The organism is Chlorogloeopsis sp. ULAP02 (genome assembly GCF_038404745.2).
Taxonomy (GTDB): Bacteria; Cyanobacteriota; Cyanobacteriia; order Cyanobacteriales; family Nostocaceae; genus Chlorogloeopsis.
This window is the reverse complement of sequence record NZ_JAYKTT020000045.1, coordinates 134,008-156,252: the sequence shown is the minus strand read 5'-3', so window position 1 is coordinate 156,252 and position 22,245 is coordinate 134,008. Positions and strand designations below refer to the sequence as shown.

The following is a 22,245-nucleotide window of genomic DNA, read 5'->3' as shown; positions in this document are numbered from 1 at the left end:
GTTTTGTCCTGCCTGCATCAAGGAAGAGCCACCTGTAACTGAGAAATGACTGATTTTATACGTAAACGCGTTGTTGTAACTGGTGTTGGCGCGATTACACCAATTGGTAATACACCAGCCGAGTATTGGGAAGGATTGGTAAGCGGGCGTAATGGCATAGGCGAAATTACCCTATTTGATGCTTCTCGCCATGATTGCCGCATTGCTGGTGAGGTAAAAAACTACGATCCGCACGATTACTTGGAACGTAAAGAAGCCAAGCGCATGGATCGATTTACGCAATTTGCTGTTTCGGCTGCAAAGCAAGCTTTAGCAGATGCACGATTAGTTATCAATGACCTGAATGCAGAACAAGTGGGTGTCATGATCGGTTCGGGCGTTGGTGGCATTAAGGTAATGGAAGACCAGCAAACTATTTACCTAAATCGTGGCCCGGATCGCTGTAGCCCTTTCATGATTCCCATGATGATTGCTAATATGGCGGCGGGGTTAACTGCAATTCATACTGGTGCGAAAGGCCCTAATTCTTGCGCTGTCACAGCCTGTGCTGCTGGTTCCAATGCGATCGGAGACGCTTTCCGCTTGATTCAAGGTGGATATGCTCAAGCAATGATTTGTGGAGGCACCGAGGCGGCAATCACACCGTTGTCTGTGGCTGGATTTGCTGCGTGCAAAGCCCTTTCTTTTCGCAATGACGATCCCACTCATGCTTGCCGTCCATTTGATCAAGACCGTGACGGATTTGTCATGGGTGAAGGCGCTGGCATTCTTATCCTCGAAGAATTAGAACACGCGAAGAGTCGTGGCGCGAGAATTTATGCGGAAATTGTCGGCTACGCGATGACCTGTGACGCTTACCACATTACCTCCCCTGTACCGGGTGGAGAAGGAGCAACCAGAGCTATACGGTTGGCACTCAAAGATGCAGGCATAACCCCAGAGCAGGTAAACTATATCAATGCTCACGGCACTAGCACTCCGGCTAATGATACCACAGAAACTGCTGCCATGAAAAAAGCTCTGGGTGAGCATATCTACAAAGTGGCGATCAGTTCCACAAAATCTATGACTGGTCACTTGTTGGGTGGATCTGGTGGCATTGAAGCAGTGGCAACAGTAATGGCGATCGCCAATGATCGCATTCCACCAACAATCAACTTAGAAAACCCCGATCCTGAGTGCGATTTAGATTATGTTCCTCATGTGAGCCGGGCTGCACGTCTAGATGTGGCATTATCCAATTCTTTTGGTTTTGGCGGTCACAATGTCACGCTAGTCTTTAAGAAGTACGTCTAGGATTTGAAATTGATGATTTTGGATTTGATGCTAAAACTCTGGAGATCGCAAATAGCGTAAAAAGTAGCTAGAAGGACAGCTTGGTTGCATAAGTAAGTCCCTTTAGCAACTGATATTTAGGATGATTTTTCATAAGATAATCTAAAATCCCAAATCAAAAATCCTCGATACTACAGCTTGTTTGTCAACAAGCACCAATGGGATGATGAAGATACTGTCTTGGGGAAATAAAATATCCCCAACAGTGGAGAAGCTCAAAGAGTGCTAACCCGTCGTTAACAACAATCTGATTATGGCTGTTGCAACCCAAACCCTTGAAGAACTTTGTATTAACTCGATTCGCTTCTTGGCAATTGATGCCGTAGAAAAGGCAAAGTCTGGTCACCCAGGACTGCCGATGGGCGGAGCACCAATGGCATTTGTACTCTGGGATCGCTTTTTACGGTTTAACCCCAAGAATCCTAAATGGTTTAACCGCGATCGCTTTGTCCTGTCTGCCGGGCATGGCTCAATGTTGCAGTATGCCCTGCTCTACCTGTTTGGTTACGACAGTGTGACCATTGAGGACATTAAGCAATTTCGTCAGTGGGAATCCAAAACCCCCGGACACCCAGAAAACTTCATGACTGCTGGTGTAGAAGTTACTACAGGCCCCTTAGGGCAAGGAATTGCGAACGGAGTCGGTTTAGCAATAGCTGAAGCACATCTAGCCGCAAAGTTCAACAAACCCGAAGCTAAAATTGTTGACCACTACACCTATGTAATTTTGGGTGATGGTTGCAACATGGAAGGTGTATCCGGTGAAGCCTGTTCCTTGGCAGGACACTTGGGGTTGGGTAAGCTAATTGCCCTGTACGACGACAATCACATTTCCATCGACGGTTCTACGGATATTGCCTTTACCGAAGATGTTTCTAAACGGTTTGAAGCATATGGTTGGCATGTGTTGCACGTAAAAGATGGCAATACCGATTTAGATGGGATAGCCAAAGCAATTGAAGCAGCAAAAGCAGTCACTGATAAGCCTTCGCTGATCAAGGTAACAACCACCATCGGTTACGGTTCTCCCAATAAAGCAAATACAGCCGGTGTTCACGGTGCGGCTTTGGGAACAGATGAAGTAACTGCTACCCGCAACAACCTGGAGTGGACATATGAACCTTTCGTAGTTCCAGAAGATGCTCTCAACCATACCCGTAAGGCAGTTGAGCGCGGTGCAGGCTATGAAGCTGAATGGAAGCAAGCCTTTGAAGCCTATAAAGCCAAATATTCTGAAGAAGCGGCTGAATTTGAACGTTACATTAGCGGTAAGCTAGCTGACGGTTGGGATCAGGTGCTACCCACCTACACCCCCGAAGACAAAGGAGTAGCCACCCGTAAACACTCGGAAACCTGCCTCAATAAATTGGCAGGTGTTTTACCTGAGTTAATTGGTGGTTCGGCTGACTTAACTCACTCCAACCTTACCGAACTTAAGGGCAAGGGCGACTTTCAAAAAGGGCAATACCAAAACCCGAACATCCACTTTGGTGTACGGGAACATGGTATGGGCGCAATCTGCAACGGCATAGCGCTGCACGGTTCGGGATTAATTCCCTACGGCGCAACCTTCCTGATCTTCACAGACTATATGCGTGCTTCCATCCGCTTATCTGCCCTGTCTAACGCTGGCGTGATTTGGGTAATGACTCACGACTCGATTGGACAAGGTGAAGACGGGCCGACACACCAACCGATTGAAACTCTGGCTTCCCTGCGAGCTATTCCGAAGCTCACAGTAATTCGCCCGGCAGACGGCAACGAAACCTCTGGCGCTTACAAAGTGGCAATTGAAAGAGCAAAGCAAGACTTTCCCACCTTATTGGCGTTCACCCGTCAAAATGTCCCCAACTTGGCAGGTACGTCGATTGAGGGCGTAACAAAGGGTGGATACATTGTAGTGGATTGTCAAGGTACGCCAGATTTGATCTTGATTGGTACTGGTTCAGAATTAAGCCTCTGTGTAACCGCAGCCGAGAAACTCACTGCCGAAGGCAAGAAAGTCCGTGTTGTCTCGCTACCCTCTTGGGATTTGTTTGAAGCCCAAGAGGCAGCTTATAGAGAGTCTGTATTGCCGAAAGCTGTCACCAAGCGTTTGGCTGTAGAAGCTGGCACTAGCTTTGGCTGGCATAAGTACGTAGGTACCGAAGGCGATACTGTTAGTATTGATCGCTTTGGTGCTTCGGCTCCTGGTGGTGTCTGTATGGAGAAATTCGGCTTTAGCGTTGATAATGTGTTAGCTAAAGCTAAGAAATTGTTGGGTTAATAGCAACAGAATAATTATTTTGAGGGCGGGTAATTTGCCTGCCCTTTTTTATTTAACGAACCACAAAGACGCAAAGGACGCAAAGATGATGAGTTATCAGAGTGATAAGTGGTTAGGCAAAATTAAACTTATGGGTGGAGGCAGGGGAAGATGCAAGAAGTTTCTAGTGGAAGAGATGCGGCAGTGATACGTATAGGTTTAGGTTGCTTTGTTCTCTTGCACCCACTACTCCATCACTAACCCTCTTTAATCACTATGGGGAGAGAAAAATAGAGGTAGGTTGGGTTGTAGCTTGCTTCCCCGTAGGGGTACAAAGTGAAACCCAACAGAATCGAGGTTTTTAGCGTTGGCTTGAGGAAAGAAACCTAACCTACGCCTAAATTGATAAAAGTCCTGAAACATAAGGGTTTTAGATTATTCTCTGACGAAAGTAACAAAAGAGGGACTAATTTGCTAAACAACAAGCTCAGTTAAGACTTCTAAGGCTATTGCTAGTTTTTCTTCTTCCTTCGCTAATTTCTCTTCTTCTTTAGTAAGTTCGTGTCTTTTTTTCTTGATTATCTCTCGCCTTTCTATAATTTTCTCGATTTCTATAATATTAGAGTTATATCTAGAGCTAGGTTTATTGTTAGAAAAATACTTTGCAGCAGGAGAATCCACTACTTTTGTTACTTCGCCATTCTTTTCAAGCATGGAAAGTGAGCCACTCACAGAACCGTAATTAGAATTTAATTTGATGGCAATTTCCTTTGAAGTCCATCCTTGTTCGTTGTTTTGGACTAAAAATTCTTTTATCTTATATTGGAGAGTACCTTTTTTTAATTTAGGATACATAGATTCAAACATCTCTTTATACTATAAAACATATAATACTTTAGAAATAGAATATTTACTAAAAGTTTTATATTTAATTTTTTTATAGCCTTTCTTTTTCTAGTCTTATTGTTTCATCTAAAATTTTTAAAGTTCCCCTAAGCGTCTCTCGACGAATCTCTAGAATTTCTAGTGTTTTTTTAAGTTCTTGGCAGCGTTGCTCGATTTCTTCTATCTCTTGTTTAATCTTGTTTTCAAAGTCACTCAAGCCTGAATAGGATCTTTCTTGCTCTTCACTACTCTCTGGGTAGTTTTGGCATTTATTATCCAACTTCTCATTTGGGGAAGTAGCTGTGATGTCTGAATTATAGAAATATTTAGCCGGATGGTCATTAGTTTTACTAATAACACCATTTTTCCAAAGAACAGAGAGAGTACCACTCGTAGAACCATGACTTATCCCAAGTTTCTGTGCTACTTCGTTGAAAGTAAACTTTTGGCCAGGATTGTTCTTAAGTAGATTGAGTATGTCAGCTTGAACAGTACCTTTTTTCGCTCTCTTCTGTTCCACTGCTTTGCATTCCTTATATTTATTTTGAACTATAAAATAGTATATAAAAATATATTAGAAAAATCTGAGTAATTGAGTGCTATCGCCCTCCAAACCCCCCAGCCAACTGGGAAAAATGCCATGTTATTTGTAAACCTCCACATCTAGCAGGTTTGCATGACCTCGGCACAAACACCATGAGGCATTGAAACAACCCTACCAGACCATACGCAGCTACCAGAACCCGGCAGCAAATTCGTGAAAAATCAGCAAGAAAATTCTCAAAGCATATTGCTGACAGATTTGGTTAAGTCAATCTTGCAGAAGTATCATCCCAATTGACAATTCTAACTTTTTATTGCAAATATTTACTTGACTCAAGAAGTGACAATAGCGTTAAGAACACTTCCTAAAATAATCGAGTAGAAGAAGAAAGATACCAAGCTGTGGACAAGAACGATTCGCCGTAGATATTCAGATTCAATATCAACATCGCTGGTTGCATAAGTCAGGGCAATTGTAAAAGATACGTAAAGAAAATCTAGATAGGCTGGCTGATCTGTTCCTGGAAAAGCTAATCCCCTACGCAGCTTGCTGGAAAATGTTCGTCCGCTATCATCTACTACGTCATAGTAAATCCGCGCATATTGCTGTCCAAAAGAAGTGTGCAACAAACACCAAGACAAAAGTACAGCGATCGCGCTAAGTACAATCAGAATTTGGGTGTGACCTTGAGTACGATTGCCTACAGATGTGAGAATAATGCCCACAAAAATGTTACTTATAAAGATAGTTACTATTAGTAAAATAAGTAACAAGAGCGTATTTGGGTTATCTCTGGAAACCCGTTGTTGAGTTTTTGGCCCGTCAGCACTGACAATAACAATGCCAAGTAGCAATAGATAACTGCCTACCCAGCATATCCAACCGAGAATACTGGCTATTTCCCAGCCTAAGCGTCGAACTAAAATGGCAGTCAAAACACCGAAGCTGCCACACAAGACAGCCCTCTTGCCATCATGTATATTCCATACGAAACGGTAGAGTTTGCTTCTAAGCTTTTTCACTGGACTTTTCGGTTATTGTTTGTTGCTTGAGAAAGGCGTTTACTCCTTCAGTAATGGACTCAAAAAAGTTTTCTCGGCTGATCGCTTTTTCCACTCCTGTCCAACGCATCATGTCCCATACAGGATCTTTCACACCAGCTAAAGACAGAGAGATATTCTGTGCTTTTAATTGAGCGTGTAATTTGACTAACATCTGCGCTGCTGTTAGATCGACTGAGTTAATCGTCTGTGCGTCTACCAGTACTTCCTGTACTGGCTGTTTGGAGTTCTTGATTCGGCGTTTGAGATCTTGAGCAAAAAAGCTGGCATTGGCAAAGAATAATATTGCATCAAAGCGATAAATCAATAGCCCCGGTACAGTTAGCGCCTCCCGGTGCAAGACAATGTCTCGATAAGTTCCCGATTGATTGGGAAGCTTGCCGAGAACTGCTGTCTGTGGATGGCTAGTGTGATAAATTAGCACGATGAGTGATAAGAGTACTCCCAAACCGATACCTGGTAAGATTCCGAAAACAAGTTCGCCCACGCAGGCGGCTAATGCCAGACAAAATTCTGTGCGATCAATGCTCCATAGTTGCTTGAAGTAAATTGGATTAAGCATGGTAAGCATTGCCTTAACCACGATCGCACCCAGTACAGCCAAAGGAAGGTTACTGAATAAAGGCATCAAAAACAGTAAAGTCAGCAGCACCAAAGCGGCTTGAAAAATTGATGCCATCTGAGTCTTACCACCAGCCACCATACTGACTGCTGATTGCGAAAGGCTGCCAGCTACCACAAAGCCAGAACTCACACTTGCTCCTAAATTAGCCATTCCTAAAGCGATCGCTTCTTGGTTGTGATCAATATACCCGCCTGTCCTTTGGGCTGCCGTTTCAGCCGCTGCCAGAGACTCCGTATAATCTAGGAGCGCGATCGCTAAGGCTCCTTGCAAAAGCAAGCTGAGGTGTTGCCAATTCATCTTTGGCAGTCCGATGGGAGGCAATCCTGCTTTGATGTTGCCAACAAGGGCAATACCACTGTGTTGCAAACCGAACAGGGAAACCGCTAAGACAGCTATTAAAATTGTAAGGAAAGCCGCTGGCAATCGAGGGAACCACTGACTGAAAGCAAACAAAAGTAACAAGCTAGCCAACCCCATTACTAAGGTTGTGAGGTGGGTATGAGGCAACTCTGACAACAGTGTCCCCAATCTCTCAAAAAAGTTGCCGTCAACTTGTTTCACTCCGAACAGCTTGGGTAATTGCGTCATTAACGTCACAATTGCTAGCCCTTGGACAAACCCCTGCATGACTGGCTGGGAAATGAAATTAGCTACCCATCCCATACGTAGCAGTCCGAATCCAATCAAAAGTAGACTTACCAAAAAGGCAAGTAAAGATGTTAGGGCAAGGTACTCTGACGAGTCTGGAGTAGCAAACATTACTATAGTATGAGCTGACAGCAAGGCGGTTGCTGAATCCGGGCCGACAACTAAGGCACTAGAGGTACCAAAAAGGGCATAGGCTAGGAGACTCAGCGGTACAGTGTACAACCCGACAGCAGCGGGAACGCCAGCAATTCCTGTATAGGCAAGTGCAGTGGGAACCATCACCGCCCAGACTGTTAACCCAGCCATAAAATCTTGACACAGCCAAGACAGTCGATAGTTGGACAACCATTGCAGAATGGGAATGTAGCGCCCGATCGCGTGAATGCTTTTCTGCAACATGGCTTGAAGTTGAGATGAAATTCACCTCATTTTAGTAAAATTAATTGAAGCTTAAGATTAAAATTACCTGTTTTTAACAGAATTAACTAAATCTTAATCTACTAGTCAGCAAACAAGAAGCCTCACTCAAGTCAATAGCAATTGCGCTCTTATCTACAGAAGCTTATGAAGCTAACGCGAAAATAATTTTGTACAACGCAGACGAGTGTTGAGGTTAACGTAAAGGGTTTAGGAAATTATTTATAATTGGGGCAATATATTAAAAGCTGAGGAAAAGTTATGCAAGAAGTTACTAGTTACAATCAAGAACTTATTAACCGCATATCGCCAATTGTAGAAAAGTTGTTTCAAACTAATAGTCTGTACCAGGTGAAATTAGACAAACAGGAAATGATAGAAATGTTGGTAAACCTGTTTGGCGAGTTGTCTCCAGAAGAAATCAGGGCGATTCCTGATAACCAATTAACACGCAGAATTGATAAGATTCTTGTATTAGAGGCTGTTTCGGGAACGTTAAATGATTTAACGCCCGAACAGTTAGCAATTTTTGATGCTGCGGTAGAAGGGAAATAGAGAGTGTGACTTATCTTCTAGATACTAATATAGTTAGTTATATTTTGAAGCGAAATATCACAGTAGATAACAAATTACGGGAGGCTAATATTCGGGGCGAAGAAGTATTTATCAGTTGTATCACGTATTATGAAGTTAAAGGAGGACTATTAGCTGTAAATGCAACGAGGCAGCTAGCTGAATTTAACCAGTTTATCAGAAAATATGGAGTTTTATTTTTAGATGATATAGAAATGATAGAGAAAGCGTGTGAAATTCAAGTTTCTTTAAAAAAGAGAGGTATATCTTTAGAAGATGCAGATATTTTGATAGCAGCAACGGCAATTACACGCGGCTTGATTCTTGTTTCCAATGATTCTGATATGCAGAGAGTTGATGGTATTAGCGTAGAGAATTGGTTGCAAGCTGATTCTTAAAATTCCTTGATTATGGATAAGCTTTCGCCCGGCGATCGCTCTTCAAACGCCCTCCAAACTCCACATTCATAGCGGGTGGTGCGTCGCCTATCGGCTGCTTTCAAGCTTATTATAAAAGCTCTTTGACAATCACTGCCAAAGAGCCTCAACTTGTGACAAAAGAAACAGAACTGTCTTGTTTTTAATTTCCTAAACCCTACATTCTAAAGTCAGTAATATCAGGGATTTGCACTTATCTTAGTACCATTCGATTCAGAAACAGTAGTTGCACCGACTGCCATTACCTGAGACCATTCACTGACGCGGTTGTGATCTAAGACAGCTCGCACTCGATAACCAAGCTGAATCTTATGCATCAACAAGATTAGTTCGCGGTTGAGTAATCCTTGTGATTTTTGGTTTTCATTAGATGCAGCTTGTATACGAAAGCAGCGATCGCTTTGACGTTGCAACTTAGGAGACTTGCCTTGCATAAGCACTGCTTGCAGTTCGTATTCTTTAGCTTCGGGATATGGTTGCCAGCAAAGTTGCCAGTAAGTTGACCAGCGAATTAACTGTGCTGGTAATTCCTCGACCTCATCCGACAATGTAGAAACAAGTCCGGTGACTGAAGGTTGTACTACCTGAGGCTGATTGGAGGTGATGTCAGTATTGACGGGGTCTATAAATCCTGGTTGCCCAACCTTCTGTGCGGCTATAGATGAACCGTCATCAACACTTAGTATCAGTACGAATATCAAAGTGAACAGCACAATCAATCGTAGGCACTGTAATTGCACTAGCGACAAGATTTTCAGATTCATAATTTATGCAAAAGTTAATTGCTTACCACTCCACAGGTAAAATGATGTTGCCGTTGTCGGCATAGATTGTTCGAGAACCGATCGCCGTTCTGGGAGCCAGTGTGGAATTGAAGACTGCGCTTTTTTGCCCAACTGCCGATCTGCTGCCAATGACTGAGCGGAATATGACAGAGTTCGGCCCTAGCCCTACGGAATCATCTATTCTGGTTTCAGGGCCATTAGCAACACCATTGACAACTTGTCTACCACCATGAATTAGAACACGAGGCCCATAGCCAATATTATTACCAAGAGTCAAGCTAGTTGTTGCTAAAGCGTGAAAGACAACATCATTTGCCATACCAGCAATTGTCCCGACATTAAAAGGTTGACCCTCATCAGCACGCAGCGAAATTCTATTACCTATTTTGTTGGAGAGCGTTGCTAAAGAATCTTGCAGAATGATATTGCCGATGATGCGATTACGAAAGTTTGGATCGCGAGTGACATTCCCACCTATCTGTGGCAGACCTCCGGAGTTAAAAGATGTGACTGGAGCGTAATTTATCCCTCTTACGTTTGACAAGTCTGCTCTGGCCAATTCTGTGTAACCTTTGGCAAATGCCTGATTGACTTCAATGACGCCTTCCATCAATGCAACGTCGGCTTGTGTCAGGTTTGCCACCTTTCCCAAAGTACCGCTAGTAGCTTCTAAGTTAGTTGTGACGTTTTTACCTGGCAGGACAACTTTACCAGCAGGTAAGGTAACGCCAGGGCCAACCCGCGAGAGAAAGTTGACTACCGTGTTTCTTTCTATAGTTGCACCGTCTATTTCACAGTTGAAGGCAAGAAAAGTCTCTGGAATATCGTTGTTGAACTGAGTATTGGTAATCGGGTCGGTAAAAGGCCCGGTTGAGCCTTGAGTACCGATTTTGGCTGCACCTTTGATGGTAGCCATGTGTGCCATAATCACTCGCGGGCCAATCTCCACTCCCGTTCCCGAAGCTGTAATTTTCACTTGCTCTTGGACGTTAGAATCTGCTGCAATGCTAATGGGGGCAGTATTAGCGTTTAACTCGGCAAATGGTGCAACATAGACTTTTTCGCCCAAGCTAATATTTGTTGGATTGGTGATTGTTGCAGTTGGATCGATGAAACTAGCTGTCTCTGAAGGTGCTGCACTTGGACATATAGGTAGGTTAGCCACAGTTGGATTACATACCCCTGCAGAAGCAACGGCAGGTTGTTTATATATCTGTGTACCGATGACAAGCGCTAGGATAATTGCAGCTAAGGCGCTAAAAATTGCGCGAGGTTTGAACATAGAAAGAAAACTCCTCACGGGTTATGGAATATTTGGCTATGGAATAATCTGCGCCATTGGAGTTAGAGATATAGTCAGGCGATCGCGATCGCAGGCGCAAGAATTATCAAAAAATCAAATTGCAAAAGTCCTATTTAGACCCTTTCTCTGTTTGAGTATGAGATAGAGGGTTAACCGCCCCAAAAACCTGCCAAGTTAAGGAATGTTAGCAGGTTAAATACTATGTTTAAAATCGAAGCTGTAATTGTCGTTGTTGCCCCAGCAACCGCCTCGTTATAGACATTCTCCCAAGCTTCTGGCCCGCTAGTGGATTGTCCGTAGACTTGTGTACTAACGGCCAATGTTAAGCCAAGCACAGTTAGACCAGCTAGTATTGTGCGACGTTTAAACATTATTCTTTGATACCTAATAGTTCGCCAAGTTTCTTTGACAAGGTAAACCGAAAAGTTAAAGGACAAGCTTAAACTTTTTAATCTACCTCACTTAACAACCGTGAATCTAAGCCAATGAAGTAACAATTACTACGACCAGCAACTAACATTTCATTGTATGATTATTTGCTGTTTTATACTAGAGCTTTTGATATTTATAAAAATTATGTTGGTGATAAAACAGTTGGTGAATTTAGGATTTAAAACTTCGTAGTTAACTTTAAGGATTGTCCCCAAAAAATTATCTATCTTAAGAGGGATGCTTCTTTTTGCTTTATTTTAAATAGTAACTTGTCGAGATTATCCACACAGGTAGCTGATGTTATTCTGCTTTGCGATCGCATATAGGGCAGGCAAGATGCCCACCCAGCAAAAATTAAACAAAAATTAAATACTAAGCAGCCACAATGTAGGGTGAATCTATCGTCGCTACACGACCAGCGTCAACTAATGCTTGATACACCATCGCTGCCACCTCTGCGCGTGTAGCTTCGCGGGTGGGGTTGAGTAGGTTAAGTTTCGGATAGTTGACAATTATCTGTTTTTGAGTGGCAGTAACTACTTCATCCTTGGCATAGTTAGGAATTTTTGCCTGATCGTCGTAAGGTTTTACGGCTTTGTTAGCACTAGTAGTTAGCCCCAATCCATTTACTAGAGAAACAATGACTTGCACACGTTGAATGTTTTCGTTGGGGTGAAAAGTGCTATCAGGATAACCAGAGAGAAATTGTCCTTGATATGCTTTTTCAATAACTTTATATGCCCAAAAACTTTCTGCTACATCCTTGAATTTGATTGTTTGCCTTTTGGCTGATGGATTGAAAGCTTTGACAAGCAATGCCGCATATTGTGCCCGTGTCATCGTTGCATCGGGTTTAAATGTGCGATCGGGAAAACCTTTAATAATATCTAATTTAACTAGTTCCTGAATAAAAGTAGCAGCCCAATGACCTTTAATATCAGTTAGATTGCTAACGCTGGGTATTGGTATAGGTGTGGGTATAGGAGTTAGGATTGGTTCTGGTATTGGTTCTGGTGTCGGCGTCGGTGTAGGATTTGGCGAAGGGGTGGGAATGGGAGTAGGAACTTGATTATCAGTAAATTCAATACTACCCTTAGCTTTGGCAGGATCTATTTGATTTCCAACAGAAACCAGCTTATTTGAAGTAGCATTTTGAATATCAAATTGACCATTATTGCGGAAGATATTACCTCCTGGGTTATTAGTACTGCCAATATCTGGTAGTGCATTTACAATTACTGTCAACCCGTCTTGAATATTTTTTTCGCATAAATTATTGCGCAATACCGGGCGAGCATCACCAGAAATGACAATTCCAGAACGGTTTTCGTAAATTTTGTTGTCTGTAAGTTTCGGGGAAGCACTATCACTTATAGCAATACCAAAACCTGTGTTGAAGCAAGTATTACCTCTAATATCACCTTGGGCATTTTTGGCGATCGCCATGCCATTGGCAACGTTTTCCGTAAACTGATTATCACGGATAACTGGATTGGCTTCACCAGTCACAAAAACTCCTTCTCGCTTGCACTGCCTAAAAGTACAATTTGCAACTGTAGGACTAGTTGATTCTATCCAGACGCCACTACCACGGATAGATGAATTTGTTACAGTTACTCCCCGGAGTTGGGAAGCGTTTGCAAGCACAAATGTGACATTTTGCCGGGCGAAAGTACGGCTGAGGTATTCGCCGCTGCCTTCAATTAATATACTGCTACCCTTATTTACTTCATTACCAATGATGGAGACTCCACTGGGAACTGATAAAGGAAATGCTTCACCGTTAGCAACATTGTAAGTACCATCTGCTAGTTGAATCTGCGTACCGGATGTAGCTTTATTAAGAGCTTGCGTAATAGTTTTTAAAGGTGTTTGTTGGCTAGCATTAGCGGTATCATTGCCAACTACCGGATTCACGTAAATAGTGTCAGGCATATTTATACTGTCAAAAAGACATAGACATCCTACCGCTAACACTCCTATTTACTAGCAAAGGATTCCTTAAATTAGTGAAAAATTTCTGCTATTTAGCTTTTTTCCGTCGTTTTAGCAGCTAAGGCAGTCACGCGTGTGATTCATCTCATAACGAAAGCTCCTAACCTAAGTGCTCCTAGTCTCTTGTTGCAGTTAAACCTGATTTGCTTGCTTCTGAACCACAATTTCTATCCGACGGTTCTTTTGCCTTCCTTTTGGGTTATCGGAACCATCAGAATTGGTATTGGGTGCAACTGGCTGAGTTTCGCCGTAACCCTCCTTTGTCATTAAAGAAATTTTGACACCACCTTTTTCACTTAACCACCGTTGTAAGGTTGTGACACGCTGTTCTGATAACTTAAGATTATCGATTTTACCGACTACAGAGTCAGTATGCCCTAAAATTTGTAACCAAGTGTCTGGATAGCGATTAGTTATTGCTTGACTAACTTGACGCAGTGCTTTTTCTGCTTCTGGACGAATTTTATCTTCGTCAGAGTCAAACACAAGATCCGCTGGCAGGGTAATAATTGTTAAATATTTATTTTCTTGGACGTAAATTTGCTCACATCCAATTTCTGAAAATTTAACTTGAGGAAATGTGTTCTCAGGAAATTTAACGCTAGGAGGAACGACTTCTGAAGCCTTAAATTCCTGAACCTTTGTTGTAGATGTTTGAACATTTGGTAAGTTATCTTCTGACTGTGCCGTTGCACGAAGTATAAAATTACAACTAACACTTATAAAGGTAATAGCCAGTAAATAGAGAAGAAAACGAAGTGAGTGCATTTTACGGGTAGATGATTTCTGGCTTTTGTTATCCAACATACACTCAATCAGCAGACAGTATCTCTCGCTAAAGTCATAAAGGATTATTACCAGGAAATGGTATTTTTGTCACTCAGTCCATTTCTAATTCAACTTTGTCCCGCAAATCTTGCAAAATTTGGCGTCTACATCGTGGAAAGCCAAACCGCATCCAAGGCAGACAGTTTCTACCTGATTAGCAGTCTTGACTAAGCGCTTAATCAAATCACCTACTTGCCAAGGAATTAAAGCAATACCTGTCAAAATCATTAAAACTGTTAGTAGTCGTCCTAATTCTGAAACAGGAGTAACATCGCCAAATCCTACTGTTGTCATTGTTACAATTGAAAAATAAAAAGCATCCAAAAAAGTAACAAAAACTTTTGGATTGACTGGATGTTCGACTTGATAAATCAAGCCAGAATATACAAAGATAATTGCAAATAAAGTAAATAGTATCCTGGCAAAAATTACTCCATCATCACTGCTGATGCCGAACAAAAATTTTCTATCGATAAACCTAAGCAAACGCAAAATTCTAAACCAACGTAATAAACGAATGAAGCTAATATCAATTACTCCAAGGAAATATGGCACAATTGCCATTAAGTCTATAAGGGCATAAAAACTAAATATATATTTTATTTTGTTATCTGAACTCCATAATCTGAGAAGATATTCTAGTGCAAAAATAATCAAAATTATAGTATCTATTGTATTTAAGTTAAATCTGACAGTATCAGGAATCTGATATGTTTCAGCCACAAAAATTATTGATGACAGTAAAACTAACCCCGCAATCGCTAAATTAATCGTTTTACCTACTGGTGTTTCTAAATCTTTTAAGTAAAATGCCGTTTTTTCCCTGAGAAGTAGCATATTTAATACCTGTTATTTTTTCAATGCATTCGCAGAGATTAGATTTAAAATACAATAATCTTAATACTTATACACTTTCAATCTTTATTATCTGATGACTCCAGAAGATTTTATGCGCTTGGCTTTAGAAGAAGCCAAAAAAGGAGATGCTCCTTATGGTGCGGTGATCAGCAAAGATGATATAGTAGTTGCTGTAGCATATAATACTGTCAAAAGAGACAGTGATCCTTCAGCTCATGCAGAAATAAATGCGATTAGAAGTTTGACAAGTAAAGTGAAAACTCCTAACTTAGAGGGTTACACAATATATACAACTGGTGAGCCATGTCCGATGTGCGCAACTGCTTGCATTTGGGCAGGGATATCAGAAATAGTTTATGGTGCTTCAATTGAGGATTTAATTTCAGTTAATCAATCTCAGATTAATATATCTTGCGAGGAATTAATTGCTAAATCCTTTCAAAAAATTGAGGTTGTCAAAGGAGTTTTAAGAGAAGAGTGTTTAAAGTTATTTGAGTAGGTGTAAAAAAGCGAAAGGGAAATGACAAAAATAATTGGCTTAGAAGAAATGAGCATAGAAGAAGTTTATCAAGAGCTATCTAAAGGAGCTAAATTTGTTGTTTTTCTTTATTGTTTCTCTATAGTTATTTTGACTTTTAAACGGAGTTCTAATATTTACTTTATTAAATATAGGGAATTAGCTTTTATAAAAAGTATTAAATATACATTAATTTCACTATTGTTAGGTTGGTGGGGAATACCGTGGGGTATCATCTACACAATCCAGTCTATTTTTATTAATTTGAGAGGTGGTAAGGATGTTACTCTACAAGTTATGTCTACCCTGAGGCAAAATTAGTCAACAGCTAAGTTTAATTAGAGTTTTCTAAATAAGATAAAAACGAATTAGCAAAAATTGCTGCTTGGGTGCGATCGCGTAAATTTAAACGATTCAAAATATTCGTCACATGATTTTTGACGGTTCCTTCAGAAATATAAAGTTGTTGAGCTATTTCTTTATTCGTAGCACCGACAGCAATTAACTGTAAAACTTCTTTTTCTCTGGGAGTAAGTTCAGCCAATCTAGGTGGAGGTGGTGAGTTAATGACTCCATTTGATGAAAAGTGAGTCAAAAGCTTTTTTACTATTCCTGGGCCTAATTGAGTATATCCTTTATAAACAGCACGGATTGCAAAAGCTAACTCTTCTGAAGGAGTGTCTTTAAGCAAATAGCCCATTGCTCCATTTTGTAAGGCTGCTGTGACATATTCATCATCATCAAAAGTAGTTAATACTAAAACTTTGATACCAGAAAAAAGTCTGTGAATTTCCCGTGTTGTTGCCACTCCATCCATAACAGGCATTCTAATATCCATCAATACTACATCTGGATGTAATTCTGCGATTAACTTCAAAGCACTTTCACCATTTTCTGTTTCCCCAACGATTTCTAAATCTGCTTCAAGTTCTAGTAAAGTTTTTAATCCCTGACGAATTAAATGTTGATCATCTACTAGCAGTACTTTTATCATTGCTTCTGCTCATTAAAGGAATCTCAACTATAATTTGGCAACCATTTTCAGGAGTACTATTGATATGAAATTTTCCTCCTAATGCTAACGTGCGATCGCGCATACTTTTTAGTCCAAAACCAGTTGTATTTTGTCCTAAATCAAAACCTTTGCCATTATCTTTGATAATCAAGTATAAATTTGTATTTGTCGTTGTTAGTTCCAGTGTAACTTCTGTTGCTTGAGAATGTTTGCAAATATTTGTGAAAGACTCTTGAATAATTCGGTAAATAGGAGTGGTAATCTCAGAAGAGATTAGGGAAACCAAGTCAATTTTACATATTGGAGAAACTCCAATCGCACGCTGCATATTTTCTGCAAGTCCTGCTATTGCCTGCTCTAGAGATTGTTCTTGCAAAGGATGAGAACGCATAGCAGAAACAGAGTGCCGTACATCTTGTAGCGACTTGGAACCGAGTTCTTTTGCTCTTGTTAGAAAAGTTTGAGCTTTTTCTGGTTGGGATTGCCAAAGTTTTAAAGCCGTTTCTAGTTGCAGATTTAAAGCTGTGAGAGAATGTCCCAACGAGTCATGGATTTCACGAGCAATGCGATTACGTTCTTCTAAAGTAGCCTGGCTTTCGATTCGCAAAGCATACTGACGAAGTTTATCATTAGCAATTGCTAGTTCTTCTCGACTTTTTCGTTCAGATAAGACAGTATTCATTAATAGCAATACAAATATTAAAGATAATCCGAACATGACCGCGAAATTAAAACTGAAAAATAAAAATCGTTCTTGTTCAGTTGGTGATGAGGGGATGCGGTCAAATCTTCGTCTTAATGCCAACAAGAAAAAAATAAAAGATAAAGCAGTAACTACCAAACGACCTTTGATTTGGAAAATCAAGCAACTTCTAGTAACTAAAATCAAGTATAAAAATGGAAAAATTCTAGATGTAATTCCACCGAAAAAACTAGTAATAACTATTAAAAATATTTCTAGTCCTGTATAAATAATTTTAAAAGTTTGATTTCTTTGGGGCAGTCTTAAGCCCATTAAACCAAAAATAATTAGAGAACAAATTGTGAGTTCGGTGAATCTGGTAGGTAAACGCCGAAAAGGAGGCGGTATTAAAGCGCTCAAAGCAGCAAAACTCAGTAATATCCACTCTAAATAAAGTAAAAAACGAAAGGGATGATTAAAAATTGAAATAGGACGACTCACAGAAATATACCTGCCTATTAAATTATTTATGCTTGCAAACTACACTTATTTTAAGATTTCTCACTGCTTAAATTCTAAATTTAAACTAAGCTTAAAACCGTTTACAAGTCTCACATTAAAAACATGACTTCAGTCATAGATGCATACATGACTTTATACTCATGTGCATAGTATGCATCTATCTCTAGGATGTAGAGGAGGAATTAAAAACACAGGGGAACCTAAATGCAACTTAAAAAATTATCACTGATTGTCGGTACTTTTGCCTTGAGTTTAACTGCCATACCTTTTGCAGTCAAAGCAGAAACAATTTCCTCCTCATCCATGCAAATAGCACAAACCCCAACACAAGTTCCACGCAAAGGTGAGGGCAAATTTAATCGCTTAGAATTAACAGATGCACAAAAAGCTCAAATGGCAGAAATTCGCCGCGAGACTCAAGCTCAAATAGAAGGAATTCTCACCTCATAACAACGAGAGCAGTTACAAACTGCCAGACAAAATCGTCAAGGGAAGCGTCAAGTATGGCAGAATCTAAATCTTACTGATGCACAGAAAAACCAGATGCGGCAAATCATGCAGACACAGAAATCTAAGATGGAAGCTATCCTGACTTCTGAGCAAAGGCAGAGATTAGAGGAGTTCCGGCAAAATAGGCAAAATATGCGATCGCGCCGTCAACAAAATAATAATTCCAATCCCTAATCGCTTCACGCCAAGGGTTCTTAAAATGATTGAAAAAATCTAATTGGAATGGATATCTGTATTGAGTAGTATCCGTTCCAAATCTTAAAGCTTCTTGCAGATAATTAGGTAAAGGATAAAGGGTAAGAGAGTACATTTTAGTTAAATTCCTTCCCCTTTAACCTTTAACCTTTTCCTTGCTTAATGTCATGGATAATTTTTTAGACTACTTTTATGTAATCAATGATACGATTTAGTAGCATGTGTAGTATGAGAAATATTAAAATTACTATTCATAATAATTTGTAATTCTGAACATACAAAAATCTAGAGGATTATATTGCGGTTATCTGGATAGCATCCAAGTAAACCGTAATTCCAATCGTAAACAAAGCAATAAATCTGCTTAATCAACCAGTGTAGGCAACAAAAACCTTATCATCGCACTACAGAAACACATTCGTAAATTTCCCGGTCATGGTATTGGGTAATCAGTTTCTATAATGGTGAAATTAAACGGGAGAAATCCGCGAGGCAATAAATGAAGCTCAAAAACTTGACACTGATAGCCGGAGCTATCGCCCTAAGTCTAACAGCAGTCCCCCTACGCCCAACTCAAGCACAAACAAACCAACCACCACAGCAACAGATACAACAACAGCAACAGCAACCACTGCGTTTACAGTTATCGGCTCAACAACAAGATCAAATTAAAAAAATTCGTGCCGATGTTCGCAAACAAATTGAAAATGTTCTAACCAAAGAGCAACGTAGTCAAATTCAAACTGCGATGAATCAAGGTACACCTCCGCAACAGGCATTTGCTGCTCTACAATTTACCCCACAGCAGCAAACTGAGTTGCGGAAAATCATGATGTCGTCGCAACAGCGGATGGAAGCTGTTTTAACTGCTGATCAAAAGAAAAAAATACAAGAATACCAGAATAATTTGCAGCGTCAGCAACCACAACAACCACAGCCAAAACCACGCTAATCTACTTTAGCTAGCACTATGGTGGGCTGCTTGCCCACCTTATTCCTCCGTTCATAGATTATGATTCAGCCACTGAGCGCTTCTTTTGATTCTGCTCCTCGCATTCAAAGGTTTTTAGATTTAGTTGATCGCATAACTGAAAAAAAAGGTCTAAATGTTCCTCAAGTGGTGCGTATAGAAAAATTGCGCTCCTTACCTGTTGGTAGTTTTGGCAGGACTTGGGCAGACTTTCTAGATGAAAATAATATAGCACCCTTTACTACAGGCCCTCGTCGCAAGCAACTTCACGATGGTGTTCATATCCTCACAGGTTATGGTACAGATCCCATTGGTGAAGCAGAAGTACAAGCGTTTTTACTGGGAGCAAAATTTAGATTAGCTAACCTGTTGCTGGGATTAGGGTTGTTGCGAATGATTCACAGACAAGTAGACAAGCAACAAAAGTTTAATTGGCAAAGACTGTGGCAAGCCTACCAACGCGGTTTTAACTCCCACTTCGATCCAGATAGTTGGCAACCGGAGTTACTTTGGCACTTACCCTTAAAAGATGTACAAGCTATGTTTGCGATTAATAGGGATTAGGGGCTAAGAGTTAGTAGTTGGTTGTTCTCCTCTGCTTTTTTGTCTCCTTGTCTCCCCCTCCCCTTGTCCTCTTTACCCGCCACTAATTTTGGCTTTGTAACCCAGTTTAGTCAAAATTTCCAGTATTTTCTGCTTGTGATCGCCTTGAATTTCAATTTCATTGTCTTTAACAGTACCACCTGTTCCACATTGTGTTTTTAACTGCTTTAATAAGGCTTGTAAGGTTTCTGACTTGGTCTGAAAACCGTTAATCACAGTTACAGTTTTACCTTTACGTCCAGCACGAGTAGCTTGTACGCGTAAGTTTTGTTTCTGGGGGGGTAGTTCTTGAATTGCTCTTTCTAAGGCTGCTGAGTTGTCTTGCCCAAATTCTCGGTAGACAAAGTGATCGCTTGAAGATTTACCCTTTTCGGAAGCCATAAACTTAATTAATAAAAATCAGGATTAGTAATAACCGTAAATATATCGCTTTTTACAAGGTTACAGGCAATAGAAACTAGGGACTAGGGGAGCCAGCGCGTTGGGCGGCTTTGCCGACTTGTAGACGCCCGGTAGACAGGCGTAGCCTGGCTTCTTGGAGAGTGGGCGGTGAGTCCAGCACTGCGGGAGGGTAACACGAGCGCAGGTGACTGCGTAGACGCCTGAAAGGCGGCTTCTCGTAGAGTACCCGAAGGGCTTCCCGTCAGGGTGGCGACTGGCGTGGGCAGAGTGGCAAAACGTGATTTACGATTCTCCGTGTCCCCCATCCTTTTGCCTAATGTGAAAATTTTGAGCGGTTATCCTCCTAGTAATCTATAGCTGGATCGGTAATGATACTTGTATGGATGTAAGTAGCAAAAGTGCATTAAACCAGATGCCAACTCCAAGCATAGAGGAAATTTCCGCTCAATTAGAAAGTCCGAATTTACGTGATCGCATGGTTGCCCTTGCTTCTTTGCGGGATGTACCAGCAGAAGACGCCGTACCTTTGATTAAAAAGGTTTTGGATGATGATTCTCTCCAATTACGGTCGATGGCAATCTTTGCCTTGGGAGTGAAACCAACTCCAGAGTGCTATCCTATTCTAGTCAAAATTCTAGAAACTGATCCGGATTATGGCATTCGCGCTGATGCGGCTGGTGCTTTAGGTTACTTGGGTGATATTAGAGCTTTTGAACCACTATCACGAGCTTTTTACGAAGATACAGATTGGCTAGTACGCTTTAGTGCTGCCGTATCTTTGGGTAATATTAAAGACTCTCGCGCCCGTGAAATTCTCTACAAAGCATTAGAAAGTGAGGAAGTCGTAATCCAACAAGCAGCGATCGCTGCATTGGGAGAAATTAAAGATATCGATGCAGTAGATCGGATACTGCGTTTTGCCCAAGCAGAAGATTGGTTAGTGCGGCAACGTCTAGCAGAAGCTTTGGGACATCTACCTACACCCAAAAGTTTGTCAGCTTTAAAATATCTCGAAAAAGACGGACACCCACACGTTGCTGAGGCAGCAAGGGTTTGTCTCAAAAGGCTTGAAGAAGCACGAATGACTGATGTTTAATAGCTAAAGAATTAGCCATTAGCCATTAGCTTTGAATCACCCATCTATAAAGCAACTCCTCCTGCTACCTTGTAATTAAGTGGGATCGTAAGGATTTTGACGCAAGGTAATTTGATTCATGAATAATATTGAAGAATTTTTTCAGTTAAGTGCTGGTAAATGGTTTTCCCATCGTACTAGTCACCACTTGGCTTTTAAACAATCCGAATCTGGCAAGTCAGACATCACAATTGAAATGCTGGCGGCAGATCATCCAGAAGTTGTTAAACTCTGCGAACAGTACGCAATCGAGCCTAATCGGGCTTCTTGTGGTGCTAGGGTCAGTTGGAACGGCACAATGGAATGGGATGAACAAAAGCACGTTGGTTCCACAGTATTAGTAACAGTGCCTGATGAAGATAATCCCCATGAAGGTAAGTTGCTGCGAGAAATGGGTTACGCAGAAAAAATGCCAGTTGCCGGCAGCTATAAAATGGGTGGCGACGGCGCTTTGACACTCACTACAGAATATGAAACTATGTGGTCTGAAGAGCGCTTATGGTTTGCTAGCCCCAATCTACGGATGCGAGTTAGTGTTCTGAAGCGCTTTGGTGGTTTTAGCATGGCTTCTTTTACTTCTGAGATTCGCATGGGTAGTGCTGCACCAGCAGCAAAGGCATCAGAGGCAGCTAATTCAGTATCAAGTTAGTTTAGCCGCTAGCAGTTATCAGTTATCAGTTTCCCTTTTCTGCTCACTGATAACTGTTCCCTGTCCCCTGTTTC

At 41.1% G+C, this 22,245-nt stretch carries 24 protein-coding genes and 1 pseudogene; 11 read left to right on the top strand and 14 right to left on the bottom strand.

The window, feature by feature from the left end; all coding sequences use genetic code 11:
- The first annotated feature begins 45 nt into the window (after window positions 1-45).
- Together fabF and tkt are read left to right on the top strand one after the other, a co-directional pair.
- Window positions 46-1,296, top strand: a complete 1,251-nt coding sequence (fabF, locus tag U2718_RS16510) for a beta-ketoacyl-ACP synthase II (RefSeq protein ID WP_341996812.1) — start codon at window positions 46-48, stop codon at window positions 1,294-1,296.
- 292 nt (window positions 1,297-1,588) lie between these two features.
- Window positions 1,589-3,601, top strand: a complete 2,013-nt coding sequence (gene tkt, locus U2718_RS16505) for a transketolase (protein WP_341996810.1) — start codon at window positions 1,589-1,591, stop codon at window positions 3,599-3,601.
- Between the two features lie 453 nt (window positions 3,602-4,054).
- On the opposite strand, the gene U2718_RS16500 is transcribed toward tkt, so the two are convergent.
- From U2718_RS16500 to U2718_RS16485, 4 genes are all read right to left on the bottom strand, one after another.
- Window positions 4,055-4,447 (bottom strand): hypothetical protein, encoded by a 393-nt coding sequence (locus tag U2718_RS16500; protein WP_341996808.1) that lies wholly within the window; start codon window positions 4,445-4,447, stop codon window positions 4,055-4,057.
- A gap of 70 nt (window positions 4,448-4,517) precedes the next feature.
- Window positions 4,518-4,985, bottom strand: coding sequence for a MarR family transcriptional regulator (locus U2718_RS16495; RefSeq protein ID WP_341996806.1), 468 nt, complete (start codon window positions 4,983-4,985; stop codon window positions 4,518-4,520).
- A gap of 356 nt (window positions 4,986-5,341) precedes the next feature.
- Window positions 5,342-6,031: a DUF1345 domain-containing protein gene (locus U2718_RS16490; RefSeq protein WP_341996804.1), complete on the bottom strand. Its 690-nt coding sequence runs from the start codon at window positions 6,029-6,031 to the stop codon at window positions 5,342-5,344.
- On the bottom strand, window positions 6,018-7,742 hold the full coding sequence (locus tag U2718_RS16485) for a SulP family inorganic anion transporter (RefSeq protein ID WP_341996802.1): 1,725 nt from the start codon (window positions 7,740-7,742) through the stop codon (window positions 6,018-6,020). Before U2718_RS16485 ends, U2718_RS16490 begins: the two co-directional genes overlap by 14 nt.
- 279 nt (window positions 7,743-8,021) lie before the next feature.
- Here U2718_RS16485 and U2718_RS16480 point away from each other — a divergent pair, with 279 nt between their 5' ends.
- Together U2718_RS16480 and U2718_RS16475 are read left to right on the top strand one after the other, a co-directional pair.
- The gene (locus U2718_RS16480) at window positions 8,022-8,315 is read left to right on the top strand and encodes a hypothetical protein (RefSeq protein ID WP_341996800.1); all 294 of its coding nucleotides are present in this window, start codon (window positions 8,022-8,024) and stop codon (window positions 8,313-8,315) included.
- 5 nt (window positions 8,316-8,320) lie between these two features.
- Entirely contained in the window at window positions 8,321-8,731 is a 411-nt protein-coding gene (locus tag U2718_RS16475) for a type II toxin-antitoxin system VapC family toxin (RefSeq protein WP_341996798.1), read from the top strand.
- A gap of 218 nt (window positions 8,732-8,949) precedes the next feature.
- Here U2718_RS16475 and U2718_RS16470 read toward each other — a convergent pair whose 3' ends face one another.
- The 6 genes from U2718_RS16470 to U2718_RS16445 form a co-directional block, all read right to left on the bottom strand.
- Window positions 8,950-9,534, bottom strand: a complete 585-nt coding sequence (locus tag U2718_RS16470; RefSeq protein WP_341996796.1) for a hypothetical protein — start codon at window positions 9,532-9,534, stop codon at window positions 8,950-8,952.
- 22 nt (window positions 9,535-9,556) lie between these two features.
- A complete protein-coding gene (locus tag U2718_RS16465) occupies window positions 9,557-10,837 on the bottom strand; it encodes an acetyltransferase (RefSeq protein ID WP_341996794.1) in 1,281 nt (426 codons plus the stop codon).
- Between the two features lie 170 nt (window positions 10,838-11,007).
- Window positions 11,008-11,229 carry a hypothetical protein gene (locus U2718_RS16460; RefSeq protein ID WP_016878964.1) on the bottom strand — a complete coding sequence of 74 codons (222 nt, stop codon included), beginning with the start codon at window positions 11,227-11,229 and terminating at the stop codon, window positions 11,008-11,010.
- Window positions 11,230-11,662: 433 nt separating this feature from the next.
- Window positions 11,663-13,225: a DUF1565 domain-containing protein gene (locus U2718_RS16455; RefSeq protein WP_341996792.1), complete on the bottom strand. Its 1,563-nt coding sequence runs from the start codon at window positions 13,223-13,225 to the stop codon at window positions 11,663-11,665.
- Between the two features lie 192 nt (window positions 13,226-13,417).
- Window positions 13,418-14,092: an OmpA family protein gene (locus tag U2718_RS16450; RefSeq protein ID WP_341996790.1), complete on the bottom strand. Its 675-nt coding sequence runs from the start codon at window positions 14,090-14,092 to the stop codon at window positions 13,418-13,420.
- Between the two features lie 84 nt (window positions 14,093-14,176).
- The gene (locus U2718_RS16445) at window positions 14,177-14,950 is read right to left on the bottom strand and encodes an ion transporter (protein WP_341996788.1); all 774 of its coding nucleotides are present in this window, start codon (window positions 14,948-14,950) and stop codon (window positions 14,177-14,179) included.
- Between the two features lie 94 nt (window positions 14,951-15,044).
- Here U2718_RS16445 and U2718_RS16440 point away from each other — a divergent pair, with 94 nt between their 5' ends.
- Together U2718_RS16440 and U2718_RS16435 are read left to right on the top strand one after the other, a co-directional pair.
- Window positions 15,045-15,470 (top strand): nucleoside deaminase, encoded by a 426-nt coding sequence (locus tag U2718_RS16440; protein ID WP_341996786.1) that lies wholly within the window; start codon window positions 15,045-15,047, stop codon window positions 15,468-15,470.
- A 21-nt stretch (window positions 15,471-15,491) separates the two neighbouring features.
- Window positions 15,492-15,809 (top strand): hypothetical protein, encoded by a 318-nt coding sequence (locus U2718_RS16435; RefSeq protein ID WP_341996784.1) that lies wholly within the window; start codon window positions 15,492-15,494, stop codon window positions 15,807-15,809.
- 13 nt (window positions 15,810-15,822) lie between these two features.
- Here U2718_RS16435 and U2718_RS16430 read toward each other — a convergent pair whose 3' ends face one another.
- Window positions 15,823-16,482 carry a response regulator transcription factor gene (locus U2718_RS16430; RefSeq protein ID WP_341996782.1) on the bottom strand — a complete coding sequence of 220 codons (660 nt, stop codon included), beginning with the start codon at window positions 16,480-16,482 and terminating at the stop codon, window positions 15,823-15,825.
- On the bottom strand, window positions 16,457-17,686 hold the full coding sequence (locus U2718_RS16425) for a sensor histidine kinase (protein WP_341996781.1): 1,230 nt from the start codon (window positions 17,684-17,686) through the stop codon (window positions 16,457-16,459). The genes U2718_RS16430 and U2718_RS16425 overlap by 26 nt, the downstream gene beginning before the upstream one ends.
- A gap of 225 nt (window positions 17,687-17,911) precedes the next feature.
- On the opposite strand from U2718_RS16425, the pseudogene U2718_RS16420 reads away from it, so the two are divergent.
- A pseudogene (locus U2718_RS16420) lies at window positions 17,912-18,391 on the top strand (Spy/CpxP family protein refolding chaperone).
- Here the strand turns inward: U2718_RS16420 and U2718_RS16415 are convergent.
- Window positions 18,291-18,527: a hypothetical protein gene (locus U2718_RS16415; RefSeq protein WP_341996855.1), complete on the bottom strand. Its 237-nt coding sequence runs from the start codon at window positions 18,525-18,527 to the stop codon at window positions 18,291-18,293. The pseudogene U2718_RS16420 and the gene U2718_RS16415 overlap by 101 nt on opposite strands.
- A 384-nt stretch (window positions 18,528-18,911) precedes the next feature.
- Here U2718_RS16415 and U2718_RS16410 point away from each other — a divergent pair, with 384 nt between their 5' ends.
- On the top strand, window positions 18,912-19,364 hold the full coding sequence (locus tag U2718_RS16410; protein WP_289788595.1) for a hypothetical protein: 453 nt from the start codon (window positions 18,912-18,914) through the stop codon (window positions 19,362-19,364).
- A gap of 60 nt (window positions 19,365-19,424) precedes the next feature.
- A complete protein-coding gene (locus tag U2718_RS16405) occupies window positions 19,425-19,946 on the top strand; it encodes a Coq4 family protein (protein ID WP_341996777.1) in 522 nt (173 codons plus the stop codon).
- A gap of 72 nt (window positions 19,947-20,018) precedes the next feature.
- Here the strand turns inward: U2718_RS16405 and U2718_RS16400 are convergent, their stop codons facing one another.
- Window positions 20,019-20,366 carry a translation initiation factor gene (locus tag U2718_RS16400; RefSeq protein ID WP_341996776.1) on the bottom strand — a complete coding sequence of 116 codons (348 nt, stop codon included), beginning with the start codon at window positions 20,364-20,366 and terminating at the stop codon, window positions 20,019-20,021.
- A gap of 433 nt (window positions 20,367-20,799) precedes the next feature.
- Here U2718_RS16400 and U2718_RS16395 point away from each other — a divergent pair, with 433 nt between their 5' ends.
- Window positions 20,800-21,483, top strand: coding sequence for a HEAT repeat domain-containing protein (locus U2718_RS16395; protein ID WP_341996774.1), 684 nt, complete (start codon window positions 20,800-20,802; stop codon window positions 21,481-21,483).
- 118 nt (window positions 21,484-21,601) lie between these two features.
- Window positions 21,602-22,171 (top strand): phycobiliprotein lyase, encoded by a 570-nt coding sequence (locus U2718_RS16390; RefSeq protein WP_341996772.1) that lies wholly within the window; start codon window positions 21,602-21,604, stop codon window positions 22,169-22,171.
- The last annotated feature ends 74 nt before the right edge of the window (window positions 22,172-22,245 follow it).